The sequence below is a fragment of the Methylobacterium sp. Leaf87 genome, assembly GCF_001422775.1.
Taxonomy (GTDB): domain Bacteria; phylum Pseudomonadota; class Alphaproteobacteria; order Rhizobiales; family Beijerinckiaceae; genus Methylobacterium.
In genome coordinates this window covers 148,943-165,178 of record NZ_LMMI01000059.1, presented here as the reverse complement: position 1 = coordinate 165,178, position 16,236 = coordinate 148,943, and the positions used below count along the sequence as shown (strand labels likewise).

Below are 16,236 nucleotides of genomic sequence, written 5' to 3'. Positions count from 1 at the left end.
ATGACGCGAGCCGGACAGGGTCAGGCAGCGCTCAGGCGCTGACGCTGGCCGGGGCTTCCTTGTTGCGGTCCCCATGGATGTAGAGAGGACGCGACTTGCCCTCGACGACCTCGGGGCCGATCACCACCTGCTCGACGGATTCGAGACCCGGCAGATCGTACATGGTCTCGAGGAGAATGGTCTCGAGGATCGAGCGCAGGCCACGTGCACCGGTCTTCCGCTCGATGGCCTTGCGGGCAACCATGGACAGGGCCTCGTCCTGGAACGTCAGGTCGACGTTCTCCATCTCGAACAGGCGCTGGTACTGCTTGACCAGAGCGTTCTTAGGTTCCTGAAGAATCCGCTTGAGGGCGGTCTCGTCGAGATCTTCCAAGGTCGCCAGCACAGGCAGGCGGCCGACGAACTCGGGGATGAGGCCGAACTTCAGCAGATCCTCGGGCTCGACGTTGCGGAAGATCTCGCCCGTGCGACGATCGTCGGGAGCTTGAACCGTGGCGCCGAAGCCGATTGAGGTCCCCTTGCCGCGCGCCGAGATGATCCGCTCGAGGCCTGCGAAGGCGCCACCGCAGATGAACAGGATGTTCGTGGTGTCGACCTGCAGGAACTCCTGCTGCGGATGCTTGCGGCCGCCCTGCGGAGGCACGGAGGCGACGGTGCCTTCCATGATCTTCAGGAGCGCCTGCTGCACGCCCTCGCCGGAGACGTCGCGGGTGATCGACGGATTGTCGGACTTGCGCGAGATCTTATCGATCTCGTCGATGTAGACGATGCCGCGCTGCGCCCGCTCGACGTTGTAGTCGGAGGCCTGGAGCAATTTGAGAATGATGTTCTCGACGTCCTCGCCGACGTAGCCCGCCTCCGTCAGGGTGGTCGCGTCCGCCATGGTGAACGGCACGTCGAGAATGCGGGCGAGCGTCTGAGCGAGCAGCGTCTTGCCCGAGCCCGTCGGCCCGATCAGCATGATGTTGGATTTGGCCAGCTCGACGTCGTTGTGCTTCGACGCGTGGGCGAGGCGCTTGTAGTGGTTGTGGACCGCGACGGAGAGAACCTTCTTCGCAAAATCCTGACCGATGACATAGTCATCGAGGACGCGGCGGATTTCCTTCGGCGTGGGGACGCCGTCGCGCGATTTCACTAGGGAGGATTTGGATTCCTCACGGATGATGTCCATGCACAGTTCGACACACTCGTCGCAGATGAACACCGTCGGGCCCGCGATCAACTTGCGGACCTCGTGCTGGCTCTTGCCGCAAAACGAGCAGTACAGCGTGCTCTTCGAGTCGTTGCCGCCAGTCTTGCTCATATCGGTCTCCGTTCGCGGGCATGGCGCCGGTCCGGGGCGCACACGCATCCTTCGAATTTAATGGCATCGGCCTAAAGAAACAGTCACCTGCGCGCATCTGCCGGTTTCGGATCAGACTGACGATGCAAGCACGCGGCCGCGGCCGGATCAAGGCAGAGACGACGCTCCGCCTCGAAACGACGCGGCCGGACCCCGGAATGGGGTCCGGCACCTACGGGCGGGATCAGGCGGCAGCCGGTTCCGGACGCTTCTGGATCACCTCGTCGATGAGGCCGAACTCCTTGGCGGCGTCGGCCGTCATGAAATTGTCGCGCTCGAGCGCCTGGACGATGGTGTCGTAGTCCCGTCCCGTGTGCTTCACGTAGATCTCGTTGAGGCGCTTCTTCAGGGCCTCGATCTCGCGGGCATGGATCAGGATGTCGGTGGCCTGACCCTGGAAGCCGCCCGACGGCTGGTGCACCATGATGCGAGCGTTCGGCAGGGCAAAGCGATGCCCGGGCTCGCCGGCGGTGAGCAGAAGCGAACCCATCGACGCGGCCTGGCCGACGCAAAGGGTCGTCACCGGGCAACGGATGAACTGCATGGTGTCGTAGATCGACAGACCCGAGGTCACCACGCCGCCGGGCGAGTTGATGTAGAAGGAGATCTCCTTCTTCGGGTTCTCGGCTTCGAGGAAGAGCAACTGCGCCACGATGAGCGAGGCGCCGTAATCCTCCACCGGGCCGGTAAGGAAGATGATCCGCTCGCGCAACAGGCGCGAATAGATGTCGAAGGCACGCTCGCCGCGGCTCGACTGCTCGACCACCATGGGCACGAGCGCGGAGTTATAATAGTCGACCGGATCTCTCATCATCACGTGCCCCAGGCTTCGAGGGGTCCGGCCGCGCCGCGAATCGGGCGCGGGCCGGACATTTCAGCGAACTCCGACGACGGTGAACGTCGCCTCTACTCTCGGCCCGCCGCCCACGAAGGGAGCACCGGGCTCAGTCGGCCTTGGCGACGGCAGGCAGGGCCTCGTCGCCGGTCGAAACAGTCTCGTCCTTATCGGACGCGGTCTTGGAGGCCCCGTCGGACGCCTCGGATTCGTCCTCGTCGGCGAACAACGCCTCCTTGGAGACGGGCTCTTCGACGAGCTTCACCTGCGCGAGCACGTGGTCGACGACCTTCTCTTCGAAGATCGGCGCACGCAGTTCCGCGAGCGCCTGGGCATTCTTACGGTAGAAGTCCCAGACCTGCTGCTCCTGACCCGGGAACTGCCGGACCCGGGCGATCAGGGCCTGATTGACCTCGTCGTCACTGACCTTGATATCGGCGGTCTCACCGACCTGCGCAAGCACCAAGCCGAGACGCACGCGACGCTCAGCGATTTTGCGGTACTCGGCGGTGGCCTTCTCCTCCGTGGTCCCCTCGTCCTCGAAGGTCTTCTCGCGGGTCTTCAGGTCCTGCTCGACCTGGGCCCACACGGCGGCGAACTCCTGGTGGACGAGGCTGGGCGGCAGCTCGAACGCATACTTGGTGTCCAGGGCGTCGAGGAGTTCCTTCTTGAGCTTGCGCCGGGACTGCGCCTCGAAGTCGCCGCCGATGGCGGTGGACACGGCCTCCTTCAGCTTATCGAGGGACTCCATGCCGAAGCCCTTGGCGAGTTCGTCGTCGATCTTGGTCTCGCCCGGCGCCTGGACGGCGGTGACGGTGACGTCGAACTCGGCCTCCTTGCCGGCCAATGCCTCGGCACCGTAGCCCTCGGGGAAGGTCGACTTCACCACGCGGCTCTCACCGGCCTTGGCGCCGACGAGCTGCTCTTCGAAGCCGGGGATGAACTGGCCCGACCCGAGTTCGAGGTCGACGCCCTCACCCTTGCCGCCCTCGAACTCGACGCCGTCGATGCGGCCGACGAAATCGATGGTGACGCGGTCGCCGGTCTCGGCGGCGGCACCCTCGTCGCGCGCCGTGAAGCTGCGGTTGGACGACGCCATGCGGGTGATGGCTTCGTCGACCTCGGTGTCGGAGGGCTTGGCCACGAGCTTGGTCAGGCTGACGTCGGAGAGATCGGCGAGCTCGAAGGTCGGGAGCACTTCCAGGGCGACGTTGAACTGCAGGTCGGCCTTGGCGTCGAGGGCGCGCTCGACAACGGACTGCTCGCCGGGGAACTCGACCTTGGGCTCGAGGGCGAGCTTGAGGTTGTTGTCCTGGACGATCTTCTGGTTGGCCTCGTTGACGGCGTTCTGCAGCACGTCGGCCATCACCGATCGGCCGTAGAGTTTGCGCAGGTGGGCCACCGGCACCTTGCCGGGGCGGAAGCCCTTGATCTGGGCCTTGTCCTTGAGGGTCGACAGCTCGCTGTTCAGGCGCTCCTCGAGCTCATGCGCGGCAAGGGATACCTGAAACTCGCGCTTCAGCCCCTGGGAGAGTGTCTCGGTCACCTGCATGGTCGTCTTTCCGCTGTCGTGCGTATGTTGGCGCAAATTTCGTTCGCTCCCCGCCACCCGTCGGGGCCGGGGAAGGTCGGCGCCAGGATATCACGCGAAAACCAGAGGCCGAATCGCGACGAACGGCCCGGCCGGCCATTCGCGGTGAGCCAATCCGTTCCGACGGCGATGGACTGGTGCGGGCGGAGGGGCTCGAACCCCCACGTCTTGCGACACTGGTACCTAAAACCAGCGCGTCTACCAGTTCCGCCACGCCCGCAAGCGACGACCTCCGGCGCGTAATCCCACCGCCAGAGCGCGGTCCTATAGCACGGGCGCAACGGGCCGCAGCAAAAAAAGTCGGGGTGTGCGATTTCCGCGTGGAAGGCTCCGTCGGCGGCGATCGGCACACCGGTTGGCGGGTCTTGGCCCTGAGTCTACAAGCAGCGCGGATCCGTTCGACGGACCGCTTCCGTCCTCCGCCAGAGGTGTCATGCCGCATCGTCGCTCGTCGCGTATCGGGTTGGTCTCCGACCCGGCCGTCTCACGCCGGACCCTGCTCGGTGGCGTCGCGGCTTTCGCCCTCGGATCGACGGAAGCCGTCGCGCAGGCGCCGGCGCGCCCGGCTGTGCCGGCAAAATCCGCCCCCGAGGTCAAGCCCGATGCCAAACCGGAAACCCCAGTCCGCACTTTGAGCGCCGTGCCCGGTACGACGCGGCTGAAGCCCGAGCCGGCCGTCGCGACCCCGGTGTGGTCCTTCGACAGCGCGGCCGTTCCCCCGGTGGTTCGGGTGAAGCTCGGCGAGACCGTGCGCTTGCGGGTCGAGAACAAGACCGACAGGCCGCTCTCCCTGCATTGGCACGGTGTGCGCAACCAGAATCCCATGGACGGCGTCGGCGGCCTGACCCAGGCTCCGATCCCGCCGGGCGGCGATTTCACCTACACCTTCGTGCCTCCCGACGCCGGCAGTTTCCTGATTCGGCCCCTCGTGGTGGGCGGATCGAGCGAGCCATCGGGCCGAGGGCTCGCCGGCATGCTGGTGGTCGAGGAGGTCGTGCCGCCCCCCGTCGACCACGACTTCACGGTCCTGATGCAGGATTGGCGTCTTTCCGACAACGGAACGCTGTTGCCCTTCGGCCAGACCGCATTCGCGGCGAGTTCGGGACGGCTGGGCAATCTCGTCACGGTCAACGGGAAGCCGGTGCCCGACGCCATCACGGTCCGCCCGGGTAGCCGGGTCCGCCTGCGCCTCGCCAACGCGTGCAATGCGCGCGGCACCCGCATCCGCTTCGACAACCTCAAGGTCTACGTTGCGGCCGTGGACGGCCAACCGACCGACACCTTCGAGCCGCTGCGCGCCACCCTCCCGTTCCCGCCCGGCACGCGCTACGACCTCATGCTCGACATGCCGGCGGAGGCCGGCGCCTCGGGCAGCATCACCGCGCTGGTTGGGAACGGCCTGGCGCTCGCCACCCTCACGACGAGTGGCGAACCGGTCACGGGCAAGCGTGGGGCGATCGGGCCCATCGGCGAGAACAAGCTCCTGCCGGCGGAGGTAAGACTCCAGAACGCGTTACGCCGGGACGTGGTGCTGACGGGCGGCGCCCGCATCGACAAGGACAAGCCCGCGGCCGAACCGGCCTACACGGGTGATGCGGGGAAGGTCTGGGCGGTCAACGGTGCGTGGGGCAATGCCGGCGTGGCGCCCCTGTTCACGGTGAAGCGCGGCCAGGTGGTGGTTCTGGCCCTGCGCAACGACACCGCCTTTCCCCAGGCGCTCCATCTGCACGGCCATTCCTTCCGCCTGCTCCACCCCCTCGACGATGGCTGGGAGCCCTATTGGCTCGACACCTTCCAGCTTTTGGAAGGCCGTACCGCCCGCATCGCATTCAAGGCCGACAATCCCGGCCGCTGGGTGATCGGCGCGACGGTGCTGGAGCGGTTCGACACCGGGCTGTGGGGCTGGTTCGAGGTGACCTGAACCGTTCGGTCAGGCTTCGATCAGCCCCCGCAGCACTGCCGGGATCAACTCCGGCATATCCTCGGCGATGAGGCCGGGGCCGTGGCGGCGGCCGGCATCGCCGTGCATCCAGACGGCTGCGGCCGCCGCCTCGAACGGATCCATGCCCTGCGCCAGCAGTCCCGCGATGAGGCCGGACAGCACGTCGCCCGAACCGGCCGTACCGAGATAGGGCGTGCCGTGGTCGTTGATGGCCGCCCGGCCATCCGGCGCGGCGATCACCGTGTCCGCCCCCTTGAGAACCACGACCGCCCCGGCCACCGCCGCGGCCCGACGGGCGCGCTCCAGCTTCGACAGATCCTCGGCCACCGCGTCCGTCCCCTCGAACAGCCGGGCGAACTCGCCGTCATGCGGGGTCAGCACCGCCTGCGCGTCGCCGTCGGCGATGTGGGCGGCGAGGAGCCGGGCCTGCGCCTTGAAGCTCGTCAGCGCGTCGGCATCGAGAACGAGGCTGCGCCCGGCAGCGGCGGCCACGGCGACGAGGTCGCGCGTGGCCTCGCCGATCCCGAGACCGGGCCCGGCCAGAACGACGTTCAGGCGCTCGTCCACGAGGAGGTCATCGAGATCGTCCGCGCTCTCGTACGGGCGCAGCATGATCGCGGTGAGATGGGCGGCGTTCTCCGCCAGGGCGGCCGGGGGTGAGGCCACGGTGACGAGGCCGGCGCCGATCCGCAGCGCCCCGCGCGCGGCGAGCCGCGCCGCGCCGGTGCGGTGCGCCGGACCGGACAGGACCAGGGCGTGCCCCCGCGTGTACTTGTGGCTCGACGCGTCCAGGCGGGGGAACGTCGATCCCCACAGAGCGGGGCCGTTCCGCCAGAGCGGAGCCTCGCTTGCGAATCCGGCCGCCAGATCGTCCGGGCCGGTACCGATCCCGGCGACGTGCAGGGCTCCGCAATGGGCGCGCCCCGGCTGAAGCAGATGCCCCGGCTTGAGCGCTACGAAGGTCACGGTCTCGACGGCGCGCACGGCGACGCCGCGCACCGCCCCGGTGTCGCCGTCGATGCCGCTCGGGACGTCGACGGCGATCACCGGTACGGCCGCTCGCGCCAGGCGCTGCACGAACGCGGCGGCCTCCCCATCGAGGTCGCGCGACAGGCCGGCGCCGAACAGGGCATCGACGACGAGGGCGTAGGCCGCGAAATCTTCGACATCGGCGAGCGTCATGACCGCGCCCGTCCATCCGGCCGCTGCGCCGGCGGCATCGCCCGCGAGGTCGGCCACGGGTACGAGTACGGCGAGTTCGACGCGGACTCCACCCTCCGCGAGATGCCGGGCCGCGACGAATCCATCACCGCCGTTGTTGCCCGGTCCGCACAGGACGAGCACGCATCCGCCCTCCGGGAGATGGGCGCGCACCCGCGCCGCGACGGCGCCACCGGCCTGCTCCATCAAGGTGGAACTCGGCGTTCCGCCGAGAATCGCGGCGGCATCGACCCGGCGCATCGCCTCGACGGTGAGCAGGCGCGTCGTGTCCATCGGGAGTCCCCAAGAGTTCGCGAAAAGGAGGTGGCGAAAGACGAGTTGGCCGTCGAAGCTTCGGCTGGCAACCTGCCCGCATCCCGCCCAGCCGTGCCCTCGATCGTACCAAAGAGGGACGAAGGCGCGAACGATATGCAGGGCATGCACATTCGTTGTGCAGATTTCCGCCTGCCATCGTCAAAACGGCGTGGCGGCGATCCGGCGGCGATGATACCAAAGTGGTTCAGAGCAGCATCGAGGTCAGGCCCGCCCGGCATGAAGAAGATCGAAGCGATCATCAAGCCTTTCAAACTCGACGAGGTGAAGGAAGCCCTTCAGGAGGTCGGCCTGCAGGGCATCACCGTGATCGAGGCGAAGGGTTTCGGCCGCCAGAAGGGCCATACCGAGCTCTATCGCGGTGCCGAGTACGTGGTCGATTTCCTGCCGAAGGTGAAACTCGAGATCGTTCTGTCGGATGCCCTGGTGGAAGGCGCCGTCGAGGCGATCCGCAAGTCGGCCCAGACCGGCCGCATCGGCGATGGCAAGATCTTCGTCTCGACCATCGAGGAAGCGATCCGCATCCGCACCGGCGAGACCGGCACCGACGCGATCTGAAGTCCGTCCCCTGACGTCCAGCGAAACCGTACGACAAGAAGGTGTCATCGCCTTCCAGTCCCGGCGCGTCGATTGCGCGGACCCGGGCATGATGACGGAATCGTCGACCAGTTGCACGGCGATGGCGTTTTCTTCTCGCCGCCTGGGTCCACCCCGCGCGAAAACCCTATAAACCCGAACCAACCGCGGGCCGCCCTTTGGCGGCCGGCGGCAAAACCACGGCTGAATGCCGCGACACGAAGGAGACCCCCGAGGATGGCCAAGACTGCAGCCGAAGTCCTGAAAGAGATCAAGGACAACGACGTCAAGTACGTGGACTTCCGGTTCACCGACCCGCGCGGCAAGTGGCAGCACGTGACGTTCGATGTCTCCCTCGTGGACGACGAGATTTTCACCGACGGGACCATGTTCGACGGCTCGTCCATCGCCGGCTGGAAGGCCATCAACGAGTCGGACATGCTGCTCATGCCCGATCCGGCCACCGCCTGCATGGACCCGTTCTTCTCGGCCTCCACCATGTCCATCGTCTGTGACGTGCTCGAGCCCTCGACCGGTGCGCCCTACAGCCGTGACCCGCGCAGCACGGCGAAGCTCGCCGAGGCCTACCTGAAGTCCACGGGCATCGGCGACACCATCTATGTCGGCCCCGAGGCCGAATTCTTCGTGTTCGATGACGTGAAGTTCGCCTCCGAGCCGTACCAGACCGGCTTCAAGCTCGATTCCACCGAGCTGCCGATCAACGGCTTCACCGACTACGAAGGCGGCAACCTCGGCCACCGCATTCCGATGAAGGGCGGCTACTTCCCGGTGCCGCCGCAGGATTCGGCGCAGGACATGCGCGGCGAGATGCTGGCCGCCATGCAGTCCATGGGCGTGAAGGTGGAAAAGCACCACCACGAGGTGGCGAGCGCCCAGCACGAGCTCGGCATGAAGTTCGACACGCTCACCCTGCTCGCCGACCACATGCAGATCTACAAGTACTGCATCCACAACGTCGCCCAAAGCTACGGCAAGACGGCGACCTTCATGCCGAAGCCCGTCTACGGCGACAACGGCTCGGGCATGCACGTGCACCAGTCGATCTGGAAGGACGGCAAGCCGCTCTTCGCCGGCGACAAGTACGCCGACCTCAGCCAGGAATGCCTGTGGTTCATCGGGGGCACGATCAAGCACGCCAAGGCCCTCAACGCCTTCACCAACCCGTCGACCAACTCCTACAAGCGCCTGGTGCCGGGCTACGAGGCTCCCGTGCTGCTGGCCTACTCGGCCCGCAACCGCTCGGCCTCCTGCCGCATCCCGTGGACGACGAACCCGAAGGCCAAGCGCGTCGAGGTCCGTTTCCCCGACCCGATGGCCAACCCCTACCTCGCCTTCTCGGCCCTGCTCATGGCCGGCCTCGACGGCATCCTCAACAAGATCGATCCGGGCCCGGCCATGGACAAGGATCTCTACGACCTGCCGCCGCGCGAGCTGAAGAAGATCCCCACCGTCTGCGGCAGCCTGCGTGAAGCCCTGCAGAACCTCGACCGCGACCGCGCCTTCCTCAAGATGGGCAACGTCTTCACCGACGATCAGATCGACTCGTTCATCGAGCTCAAGATGACGGAAGTGATGCGCTACGAGATGACCCCCCATCCCGTCGAGTTCACCATGTACTATTCGCTCTGAAACGAGCCGGCCGGGCATGATGCCCGGCCTTCGGACGACCGTGACGCCGGAGCCCTGAAGGGGGCTCCGGCGTTTCGCGTCGGAGACGCCGCGGCGACCGGAACCGAACGGGCCGCGTCCGGTCCAATCGGACATGTCCGCCCGGTTGCGCGGACGATCCGTGGTCGAGTGCGGGCTCTCCGTCACCGCTCATCGTCTCGACGTGTCCGATCTGATAGGGCGGGTGCCCATGGTCCGCACGATCCTCTTTCGCCTTCACTGGGCTCTCGGCCTCACCGCCGGCCTCGTCCTCGTCGTCCTCGGTGTCACGGGGGCGTTGATGAGCTACGAGGAGGCGATCGGCGAATGGGCCGACCGCGACAGGGCCTTCATGCCGGTTCAGGATGCTGTCCGCCTCGGTCCGGAGGCCATGGTTGCACGGCTGCAGGCGCAGCGACCGGGCGCGAGGGTGAGTACCCTCACCCTTTCGGGCGACCCGGAACGCACACAGCGGGCCCGATTCAGCACGGACGCCAAGACCGGCGCGCGGCCGCCCTCGGCCTACCTCGATCCCTACGACGGACGCGACCTCGGCCCGCCGCGCCTCGAATCCGCCTTCGCGACGATCCGCGACCTGCATCGCTGGCTCCTCGTGCCGGGCGACGGCAAAGGCTGGGGCCGCAGCGTCACGGGCGCCAGCACCATCGCCTTGCTGGTGTTTCTCGCAACGGGCCTCTACCTGCGCTGGCCGCAGATCCATTCCTGGCGGGTCTGGCTGAGGCCCCGCCTCGCACGTCCGGGCCGCGCGCGCTGGTGGTCGCTCCACACCATCGCGGGAACCGGGCTCCTGCCGGCCTATGCCCTGATCGCACTCTCGGGCCTGTGGTGGTCCTACGACGGGTACCGGACGGTCGCCACCTGGGCGCTGACCGGCGAGGCTCCGCGCACGCGGCCTAGCCGCATGCCCGGCCGCAGCGGACCGGCGGAACCGCTTGCCCTCGACCGGGCCTGGGCGGCGTTCCAGGCCGGGGAAGGCGCCGGTGCCACCCTCGCCATCGTCACCCTTCCGGCCGCCGACGCCACCGCGATCCGCATCCGCTACCTCACCCGCGACGCCCCCGATTCGAGAGCGCGCAACGACATCACGTTCGATGCGGCCACCGGCGCGCAAGCCTCGGTGAGCCGCGACGCCGACAAGCCCCTCGGCCAGCGCATGGCCGACAACATGCTGGAGGTCCATCGCGGACGCTTCTTCGGCGGGATCGTCGCGTTCGTGTTCTTCGCGGCCTCGCTGCTGATGCCGGTCCTGGCGGTGAGTGGCCTCGTCCTCTACGCGCTGCGCCGACGCAGCGCTCGCCGGCGCGCGACATCCGCAAGTCCCGGTCTCGAAACCGCTCGACCTCTGAAGGTTTGACAGAAGGGGCTGGCGGCGCGCTCCCCCGCGCGTAGATTGAGCGGAACGGGCCGCAGATGCCCACCGCCTGGGAGACCGTCCGCCATGCCCGTCATCTTCTCCGCCCCGACCGTCACCGCCTACAGGTGCGGCCGTACGCTGCTCCTTGGCGCCGTCGCGAGCCTTGCTCTCACGAGCCTCGCGGCGACCGGCGTCCGGGCGGAGGGCGACGCCCGCATCACCGGCCTGTGGAAGCTCGTCTCCTACGAGGTCGAGGTGCGCTCCAGCGGCGAGAAGGACCCGGTGATGGGGGCGCACCCCACGGGCTACGCCTATTTCACGCCCGAGGGCCGGGTGTTCTTCAACCTCACGGGCGAGGATCGCAAGCCGGCCAAGGACCCCGAGAGCAAGGCGCGCCTCCTCGACACCATCGTGGCTTACACGGGCAAGTTCACCACCACCGGCGACCAGTGGACGACCCGCATCGACACAGCCTGGAATCCCGACTGGATCGGCACCGATCAGACCCGCACGTTCAAGCTCGACGGCAAGCGGCTCACAGTGCTCACCCCGTGGCGGATCATGCCGAACTGGGCCAAGCAGGGCGAGACCCGCAGCATCGTCACCTTCGAGCGCGCCACCGACGGCTGACCTGGACCAACCCAACACCGGAGCACGCCATGACCCTCGTGATACCCGTGATCCTCGGCTCCGTCCGCACCGAACGCCAGGGCCTGCGCGCCGCGCGGTTCCTGGTGACGCAACTGGAGGCGCGCGGCGTCGAGGCGCCCCTGGTCGATCCGGCCGAGTTGCAACTGCCGCTCCTCGACAAGATGTACAAAGAATACCCCAAAGGTTCGGCGCCGCCGGCTCTGGAGGAACTGGCGACGCTCTATCGCCGCTCGGATGCCTTCGTGGTGGTCTCGGCCGAGTACAATCACTCGATCCCACCGGCTTTGTCGAACACCCTCGACCATTTCCTCGAGGAGTATTCCTGGCGGCCTTCGGCGATCTGCTGCTACTCGGCCGGGCAGTACGGCGGCGTGCGGGCGGCGATGCAGTTGCGGGCGATGATGGGTGAACTCGGTGCGTCGAGCATCCCGTCGCTCCTGCCGATCCCGCGCATCAGCAAGGCCCTCGACGCGGAGGGCAATCCGCAGGAGGCGTGGCTGACCCGGGCGGCTTCGCGCTTCCTCGACGAATTGGTCTGGTACGCCGAAGCGCTGCAGGCCAAGCGAGCGGGCGGTACGCCGTATTGAGATCGCGGTCTGGCGCGGGGCTTGCCCTCCTCCGGCACCCGCTTTCGCCAACGGACGAGCCCCATGAACGATGTCAGACCGCTCCTTTCCAGCCTCGTGAAGGCGGCCCTGATGGGGGACGACCGCGCCAGTCTCCTGTGGCGCGAAGAGGCGCGCCAGAGCCACGCCCGTATCCTCGCCGACCCGTCCGCCGTCGCAAACCTCAAGATCGACGGAATGTGGACCCTGGCCGTGGGTGACGCGGAGGCGCCGGAGTTTCGGGAGGCGGAGGGTCAAGTCGAGTTCGGATTGCCGGCCCTATGCCCGTTCACCCTCAGGGAAATCGCCGCCCCCGATCTCGACATCGACGCGGCGGTGGAGCGCATCCGCGGATCGGCCGCCACGGGCTGATTCCCTGCGGCCGACGAAACCGTGTTGAGGGGCGCGACCGTGCCGTTGCCCGAATGCGGAGTCGGGCCCATGTTACGGGCACAGGCCGTGATCCCGCGCCGGGATCGGCCGAGACCTTATAGTGTCGGGCCCTTCGCCCGCGCCGCGAGCCCGAGCCTTTGGCCAAACGCATCAATCCGAATCCAGCACGTCCCGCCCTCCCCTCCCGCGAAGAGATTCTCGGCTTCATCGCCTCGGCGACGGAAAAGGTCGGCAAACGCGAGATCGCGGCGGCTTTCAACATCAAGGGCGCCGACCGCATCGGCCTCAAGCGCATCCTCAAGGAAATCGAGGAGGACGGGGCCATCGAGCGTGGTAAGGGCGGCCTGACGGAGGCTGGACGCCTGCCGGCGGTGGTGCTCGCCGACATCAAGTCCCGCGATCGCGACGGCGATTTCCTGGCGATTCCGGTCGAGTGGGATCAAGCCAAGGGCCCACCTCCGAAAATCACCGTGATCGCGCCACGCCCCGGCCGGAAGCCAGGGCTCGCAGCACCGGGCGTCAACGACCGGGTGCTCCTGCGCGTCGAGCCCACCGAGGGCGAGACCGGGCGCTATTCCGGCCGGGTCATCAAGGTCGTCGGGAAGAACAAGGCCGAGATCATCGGGGTCTACCGCGCTGGCAAGGATGGCGGCCGCATCATCCCGGTGGAGAAGCGGGCGCAGGGCCGCGAGATCGCGATCCCGGCGGGCGAAGAAGGCGAGGCCCGAGACGGCGACCTCGTCAGCGTCAGCCTGCAGCGCGAGACCCAGTTCGGCCTGCCCCAGGGCCGGGTGAAGGAGCGCCTCGGCTCGCTCGGCTCCGAGAAGGCCGTGAGCCTCATCGCGCTCCACCTACACCACATTCCCCACGTCTTCGCCGCAGCGACCCTCGCCGAAGCCGATGCGGTAGAAGCCGTAGGGCTCGACGGACGCGAGGATTGGCGCGCCGAGCCGTTGCTGACCATCGACCCGCCGGACGCCAAGGACCACGACGACGCCGTGATGGCGATCCCGGATCCCGATCCGGCCAACACAGGCGGTTTCGTGATCACCGTCGCCATCGCGGATGTGGCGACCTATGTGCGCCCCGGTTCGGCCCTCGATCGCGAGGCCCTGATGCGGGGCAACTCGGTCTATTTCCCCGACCGGGTGGTGCCGATGCTGCCCGAGCGCATTTCCAACGATCTGTGTTCCCTGCGGCAGAACGAGGACCGCCCGGCGCTCGCCGTCCGCATGGTCGTCACGGCCGATGGCACGAAGCGCCGCCACAGCTTCCATCGTGTGATGATGCGCTCGCGGGCGAAGCTCTCCTACGCCCAGGCGCAGGCGGCCATCGACGGGTTCACGGACGAGACCACCGCGCCGCTGGTCGAGCCTGTGCTGCGTCCGCTCTATGCGGCCTACGAAGCCCTGAAGGCGGCCCGCGACGCGCGCGGGCCGCTGGCCCTCGACTTGCCCGAGCGCAAGGTGCTGCTCACGGCCGAGGGCGCCGTGGATCGCGTCGTGGTGCCGGCGCGTCTCGACGCGCACCGGCTCATCGAGGAGTTCATGATCCAGGCGAACGTCGCCGCCGCCGAGACCCTGGAGCAGGCCAAGCAGCCCCTGATCTACCGGGTCCACGACGAGCCGGCCCTGGAGAAGATGCGCGCGCTCGGCGAAGTGCTCGCCTCCATCGGCATCAAGATCCCCCAGGAAGCTAAACTCCGTCCCGCCCTGTTCAATCGCATCCTCAGCTCAGTGGCCGAGACCGAACATGCGATCTTCATCAACGAGGTGGTGCTTCGGTCCCAGGCCCAGGCGGTCTACGCTGCGCAGAACCTCGGGCATTTCGGCCTCAACCTGCGCCGCTACGCTCACTTCACCTCGCCGATCCGGCGCTACGCCGACCTCATCGTCCACCGCGCCCTGATCGCGGCCTGCCGCCTCGGGCGCGACGGGTTGTCTTCCGAGGTCACCGTGGGGATGCTCGATGGGATCGGCGAGCAGATTTCGGCCGCCGAGCGCCGTGCCATGGCGGCCGAGCGCGAGACCATCGACCGGCTCATCGCCCACCACCTCGCCGACCGCGTCGGCGCGACCTTCACCGGACAGATCTCGGGTGTCACGCGCTCGGGGCTGTTCATCAAGCTGGACGAGACCGGGGCCGACGGCTTCGTGCCGATCTCGACCATCGGCGCCGACTTCTATCGGCACGACGAGGCCCGGCACGCCCTCGTGGGTGAGCGCTCGGGTGAGACCCATCGTCTCGGCGACCGCGTCGAGGTGCGCCTTGTGGAGGCGGCCGCCGTGGCGGGTGCTCTGCGGTTCGAGCTGCTCTCGGAAGGCCAGGCCAGGCCGGAGCGGTCATCGCCCGGGGGCAAGCCTCGGACCGCCCGCAAGTCCGGGGCACCGGGGCGTCCCCCCGGCATCCGCAACACCGGGTCGCGTCACCGCGGGTCGCGCCGCTAGGGTGGGTGGGGTAAATTGGGGGGACCCGAGGCACAGGATGGAATCCGCATGACCGCGCGCGTCGAGACCCTCCCTGGCGAACGCAAGGGCCTCGTGAGATCGATGGGGCGCGGCTTTGTCGGCCGCTGCCCCCATTGTGGGGAGGGCCGAATCTTCGGGCGCTTCCTCAAGGTTCAGCCGGAATGCGGCACGTGCGGCCTTGCTCTGCACAGCCATCGGGCCGACGACCTGCCGCCATACGTCGTCATCTTCATCATCGGCCACATCGTCGGGTACTTCATCCTCGAACTCGAGACGAATTACGACGTGCCGCTGTGGTTTCAGCTAACCTTCTGGCCGTTCATCACCTTGGCCTCGGCCCTGGCGTTGCTCCAGCCGGTGAAGGGAGCCGTCGTCGGCCTGCAATACGCCCTTGGCATGGGGGGGTTCGCCACGCTACCCGTGGGGTCGAGCGTGGCCGTTTCGGCGCCGAAGGAGCTTCAGCGTGGACCCAGCGACACTCGCGAGCACGGCCTCGGACGAACCTGACGCCCCGAGGTCGGGGATTGCGAAGAAAGCCGCCCTGCGGCCCCGCAACGCTGCCACCCTCATCATCCTCGATCGCTCGAAGAAGACGCCGAAGGTCCTGATGGGCCGGCGCCACGCGTCGTTGGCGTTCATGCCCGGAAAGTTCGTGTTCCCCGGGGGGCGCATCGAGCCGGGTGACCGGCACATGCCCGTCGCCGGGGCGCTCTCGGCCCGTGCCAGCGACGCTCTGGCTGCACAGGTGCCGCGTGCCTCGCATGGCCTCGGCCGCGCCTTGGCACTCGCGGCCATCCGGGAGACCTACGAAGAAACCGGCCTGATGCTCGGCACTCGCGAGTACGGGCCACCGGATTCGGCACCCGAAGGGGTTTGGCAGTTGTTCCGGGAGGCCGGGATCATGCCCGACCTCGAAGCCCTGCACCTCGTGGCCCGCGCCATCACCCCACCGAACCGGCCCCGCCGGTTCGACACCCGCTTCTTCGCCGTCGACCGCAGGGCTGTGGCGGGCGAGGCACCCGGCGTCGTGACGGCGGATTCAGAACTGGTGGAAATCGTATGGGTCACGTTCGCGGAAGCCCGTGCCCTCGATCTGCCGCGTATCACGAGCCTCGTGCTCGCCGATGTCGAAGCGCAGGTCGCAGGCAATCTCGCCCCGTACCTGCCGATACCCTTTTATTACGAGCGTCGGGGCAAGGGACAGCGAGAGGTGCTTTAACGCCACCCTTCCCCACCCCTCGACGCCGATTCCGGAAC

The 16,236-nt window shown here is 67.7% G+C and carries 14 protein-coding genes and 1 tRNA gene; 10 read left to right on the top strand and 5 right to left on the bottom strand.

Annotated features, from left to right (window positions below; genetic code table 11):
* Nucleotides 1-31 precede the first annotated feature (31 nt).
* The 4 genes from clpX to ASF22_RS20640 form a co-directional block, all read right to left on the bottom strand.
* A complete protein-coding gene (gene clpX / locus ASF22_RS20655; protein ID WP_056176043.1) occupies nucleotides 32-1,303 on the bottom strand; it encodes an ATP-dependent Clp protease ATP-binding subunit ClpX in 1,272 nt (423 codons plus the stop codon).
* Nucleotides 1,304-1,526: 223 nt separating this feature from the next.
* The gene (locus ASF22_RS20650; RefSeq protein ID WP_026176059.1) at nucleotides 1,527-2,153 is read right to left on the bottom strand and encodes an ATP-dependent Clp protease proteolytic subunit; all 627 of its coding nucleotides are present in this window, start codon (nucleotides 2,151-2,153) and stop codon (nucleotides 1,527-1,529) included.
* A 133-nt stretch (nucleotides 2,154-2,286) separates the two neighbouring features.
* Complete coding sequence (gene tig / locus ASF22_RS20645; RefSeq protein ID WP_056176040.1) at nucleotides 2,287-3,729, bottom strand: trigger factor; 1,443 nt, start codon at nucleotides 3,727-3,729, stop codon at nucleotides 2,287-2,289.
* 174 nt (nucleotides 3,730-3,903) lie between these two features.
* Nucleotides 3,904-3,988 (bottom strand) — tRNA-Leu (locus ASF22_RS20640).
* Nucleotides 3,989-4,201: 213 nt separating this feature from the next.
* Between ASF22_RS20640 and ASF22_RS20635 the strand changes: the two genes are divergently transcribed.
* A complete protein-coding gene (locus ASF22_RS20635) occupies nucleotides 4,202-5,689 on the top strand; it encodes a multicopper oxidase family protein (protein WP_056267837.1) in 1,488 nt (495 codons plus the stop codon).
* 9 nt (nucleotides 5,690-5,698) lie between these two features.
* Here ASF22_RS20635 and ASF22_RS20630 read toward each other — a convergent pair whose 3' ends face one another.
* Nucleotides 5,699-7,204: a bifunctional ADP-dependent NAD(P)H-hydrate dehydratase/NAD(P)H-hydrate epimerase gene (locus tag ASF22_RS20630; protein WP_056267835.1), complete on the bottom strand. Its 1,506-nt coding sequence runs from the start codon at nucleotides 7,202-7,204 to the stop codon at nucleotides 5,699-5,701.
* Nucleotides 7,205-7,462: 258 nt separating this feature from the next.
* Between ASF22_RS20630 and ASF22_RS20625 the strand changes: the two genes are divergently transcribed.
* The 9 genes from ASF22_RS20625 to ASF22_RS20585 all read left to right on the top strand — a co-directional run bounded on the left by ASF22_RS20625 (nucleotide 7,463) and on the right by ASF22_RS20585 (nucleotide 16,198).
* Nucleotides 7,463-7,801 carry a P-II family nitrogen regulator gene (locus ASF22_RS20625; RefSeq protein WP_003600526.1) on the top strand — a complete coding sequence of 113 codons (339 nt, stop codon included), beginning with the start codon at nucleotides 7,463-7,465 and terminating at the stop codon, nucleotides 7,799-7,801.
* A gap of 255 nt (nucleotides 7,802-8,056) precedes the next feature.
* Nucleotides 8,057-9,469 carry a type I glutamate--ammonia ligase gene (gene glnA, locus ASF22_RS20620; protein ID WP_056176032.1) on the top strand — a complete coding sequence of 471 codons (1,413 nt, stop codon included), beginning with the start codon at nucleotides 8,057-8,059 and terminating at the stop codon, nucleotides 9,467-9,469.
* A 229-nt stretch (nucleotides 9,470-9,698) separates the two neighbouring features.
* Nucleotides 9,699-10,862 carry a PepSY-associated TM helix domain-containing protein gene (locus tag ASF22_RS20615; protein ID WP_056267831.1) on the top strand — a complete coding sequence of 388 codons (1,164 nt, stop codon included), beginning with the start codon at nucleotides 9,699-9,701 and terminating at the stop codon, nucleotides 10,860-10,862.
* A gap of 84 nt (nucleotides 10,863-10,946) precedes the next feature.
* Nucleotides 10,947-11,492 (top strand): lipocalin-like domain-containing protein, encoded by a 546-nt coding sequence (locus ASF22_RS20610; protein ID WP_082483892.1) that lies wholly within the window; start codon nucleotides 10,947-10,949, stop codon nucleotides 11,490-11,492.
* A 29-nt stretch (nucleotides 11,493-11,521) separates the two neighbouring features.
* Complete coding sequence (locus ASF22_RS20605) at nucleotides 11,522-12,100, top strand: NAD(P)H-dependent oxidoreductase (protein WP_056267828.1); 579 nt, start codon at nucleotides 11,522-11,524, stop codon at nucleotides 12,098-12,100.
* 63 nt (nucleotides 12,101-12,163) lie between these two features.
* Nucleotides 12,164-12,490, top strand: a complete 327-nt coding sequence (locus ASF22_RS20600; RefSeq protein WP_056176023.1) for a hypothetical protein — start codon at nucleotides 12,164-12,166, stop codon at nucleotides 12,488-12,490.
* Between the two features lie 158 nt (nucleotides 12,491-12,648).
* Nucleotides 12,649-14,958: a ribonuclease R gene (gene rnr, locus ASF22_RS20595; protein WP_056176019.1), complete on the top strand. Its 2,310-nt coding sequence runs from the start codon at nucleotides 12,649-12,651 to the stop codon at nucleotides 14,956-14,958.
* Nucleotides 14,959-15,006: 48 nt separating this feature from the next.
* The gene (locus tag ASF22_RS20590) at nucleotides 15,007-15,486 is read left to right on the top strand and encodes a DUF983 domain-containing protein (protein ID WP_056267825.1); all 480 of its coding nucleotides are present in this window, start codon (nucleotides 15,007-15,009) and stop codon (nucleotides 15,484-15,486) included.
* Between the two features lie 16 nt (nucleotides 15,487-15,502).
* A complete protein-coding gene (locus ASF22_RS20585) occupies nucleotides 15,503-16,198 on the top strand; it encodes an NUDIX domain-containing protein (protein WP_244472980.1) in 696 nt (231 codons plus the stop codon).
* The last annotated feature ends 38 nt before the right edge of the window (nucleotides 16,199-16,236 follow it).

Bases quoted from the DNA above. Each gene is read 5' to 3' on its own strand.
- clpX (WP_056176043.1), bottom strand. From the start codon at position 1,303: ATGAGCAAGACTGGCGGCAACGACTCGAAGAGCACGCTGTACTGCTCG.
- ASF22_RS20650 (WP_026176059.1), bottom strand. From the start codon at position 2,153: ATGAGAGATCCGGTCGACTATTATAACTCCGCGCTCGTGCCCATGGTG.
- tig (WP_056176040.1), bottom strand. From the start codon at position 3,729: ATGCAGGTGACCGAGACACTCTCCCAGGGGCTGAAGCGCGAGTTTCAG.
- ASF22_RS20635 (WP_056267837.1), top strand. From the start codon at position 4,202: ATGCCGCATCGTCGCTCGTCGCGTATCGGGTTGGTCTCCGACCCGGCC.
- ASF22_RS20630 (WP_056267835.1), bottom strand. From the start codon at position 7,204: ATGGACACGACGCGCCTGCTCACCGTCGAGGCGATGCGCCGGGTCGAT.
- ASF22_RS20625 (WP_003600526.1), top strand. From the start codon at position 7,463: ATGAAGAAGATCGAAGCGATCATCAAGCCTTTCAAACTCGACGAGGTG.
- glnA (WP_056176032.1), top strand. From the start codon at position 8,057: ATGGCCAAGACTGCAGCCGAAGTCCTGAAAGAGATCAAGGACAACGAC.
- ASF22_RS20615 (WP_056267831.1), top strand. From the start codon at position 9,699: ATGGTCCGCACGATCCTCTTTCGCCTTCACTGGGCTCTCGGCCTCACC.
- ASF22_RS20610 (WP_082483892.1), top strand. From the start codon at position 10,947: ATGCCCGTCATCTTCTCCGCCCCGACCGTCACCGCCTACAGGTGCGGC.
- ASF22_RS20605 (WP_056267828.1), top strand. From the start codon at position 11,522: ATGACCCTCGTGATACCCGTGATCCTCGGCTCCGTCCGCACCGAACGC.
- ASF22_RS20600 (WP_056176023.1), top strand. From the start codon at position 12,164: ATGAACGATGTCAGACCGCTCCTTTCCAGCCTCGTGAAGGCGGCCCTG.
- ASF22_RS20590 (WP_056267825.1), top strand. From the start codon at position 15,007: ATGACCGCGCGCGTCGAGACCCTCCCTGGCGAACGCAAGGGCCTCGTG.